The sequence below is a fragment of the Brachyspira catarrhinii genome (genome assembly GCF_005518285.1).
Classification (GTDB): Bacteria; Spirochaetota; Brachyspiria; order Brachyspirales; family Brachyspiraceae; genus Brachyspira; species Brachyspira catarrhinii.
The window spans coordinates 1-1811 of sequence record NZ_SJDU01000422.1 but is presented as its reverse complement, the minus strand read 5'-3'; the positions used below and the strand labels follow the sequence as shown (position 1 = coordinate 1811).

Here is a 1811-nt window from a genome sequence, read left to right as displayed (position 1 = left end):
TAACTCGGAATATCTTTAACTATGGGAATATTATAACATATTAAAAAATAATATCAAGTTTATTTACCAATTTTTACGATAAATTTACACTATTTCTTCTTGCCTTGATTTGCAACCGCTTCCATAGCTTTTTTAACCGCTTCTGGGTCGCCCAAATACCGTTTATTAACCGCATTAAAATTATCGTCAAGTTCGTAAACCAAAGGCATTCCAGTCGGTATATTCAATTCGGTAATATCTGCATCCGAAATATTATCAAGGTATTTTACCAAAGCCCTTAAACTGTTTCCATGCGCCGCTATTATTATTTTTTTGCCCGCTTTAATATCGGGAAGTATAACTTTTTCCCAATAAGGAACTACTCTCGCGACGGTATCTTTCAAACATTCGGTTAATGGAAGTTCTTTTTCGGTAAGATTTTTATATCTCGCGTCATGTCCGGGAAATCTTTCGTCCGTTTTTTCCAACGCTGGAGGAGGAGTGTCATAGCTTCTTCTCCAAACTTTTACCTGTTCTTCTCCGTATTTTTCCGCTGTTTGAGATTTGTTTAATCCTTGCAACGCGCCGTAATGTCTTTCGTTTAATTGCCAAGCCTTTTCGACTGGTATCCATAAAAGTCCCATCTCTTCCAAAACCAAATTCAAAGTTTTTATCGCTCTCGTAAGAGTGGAAGTGTATGCCTTATCGAAAGTAAAACCCGCTTTTTTAAGCTCTTTACCGCCAGATTTCGCCTCTTCGATTCCTTTTTCGGACAATGTAACATCAGCCCATCCCGTAAAAAGATTTTCTTTATTCCAAACGCTTTCCCCATGACGAATTAAAACTACTTTTGTCATTAGATACTCCTTTAATAAATAATAATGATTTTTATTAATTATACATTAAATATAAAAAAAGTAAAAAGTATAAATGTAATTTTTTATTATAATGTGTAAACAATCAAAAATAATTAATAATTGAATAAAATTGACAAATTCTATATACTATTTCGATATGATTAAATTAAAAGATAGAATATTAAAATTAGGATTAAAGACAATAATTATATTTGCAGTTTCTATAGTAATAATGTATTTATTGGTGTCTATATATTCAAAAAAATATATTTACGATTCTATTGAAGAGATTCCATATAACGATGTCGCTTTGGTTTTGGGAACGAGCAAATATTTATATAACGGAAAAGCGAATATGTATTTCAAATTCAGAATGGACGCCGCTTACGAATTATATAAAAATGGAAAAATCAAATTTATTTTAGTGAGCGGAGACAATAGGCATCGATTTTATAACGAACCGAAACAAATGAGACTCGATTTGATAAAATTGGGAGTCGATAAAAAACATATATTTTTGGATTTCGCGGGATTTAGAACGAGAGATTCTATTATAAGGGCGAATAAAGTTTTCAATCTCACTAATTTTACTATAGTGTCTCAACCGTTTCATAACGAGCGAGCGATTTTTATAGCGAGACAAAAAAATATAAACGCGGTCGCCTATAACGCGCGTAATGTGAGAAAATTATACAGAATAAGACAATTTCCGAGAGAATTGGCTGCGAGAGTTTTAATGATTTGCGATATTATTTTTAATAAACCTCCAAAATTCTACGGAGACAATATAGTTATAGAAGAAACTTCAAATATGGAAGAAGTTTCAAAAGAATCAAAAAATAAAAAAAGCAATAAAATCGACAGGGATAATTTTAAATAAATATTTTAAATTAAAAAGGATTTTTTTAATGACATCTCAATTACTCACTCAACTGCTTTATAGGCGACCGCGTTTATATTTTTTTGTCTCGCTAT

The 1811-nt window shown here is 31.4% G+C and carries 2 protein-coding genes; one reads left to right on the top strand and one right to left on the bottom strand.

Annotated elements, in window-relative coordinates:
• Positions 1-89: 89 nt before the first annotated feature.
• A complete protein-coding gene (gene gpmA / locus EZH24_RS11130) occupies positions 90-836 on the bottom strand; it encodes a 2,3-diphosphoglycerate-dependent phosphoglycerate mutase (protein ID WP_137999178.1) in 747 nt (248 codons plus the stop codon).
• A gap of 157 nt (positions 837-993) precedes the next feature.
• Between gpmA and EZH24_RS11125 the strand changes: the two genes are divergently transcribed.
• Positions 994-1716, top strand: a complete 723-nt coding sequence (locus tag EZH24_RS11125) for a SanA/YdcF family protein (protein ID WP_137999177.1) — start codon at positions 994-996, stop codon at positions 1714-1716.
• Positions 1717-1811 lie beyond the last annotated feature (95 nt).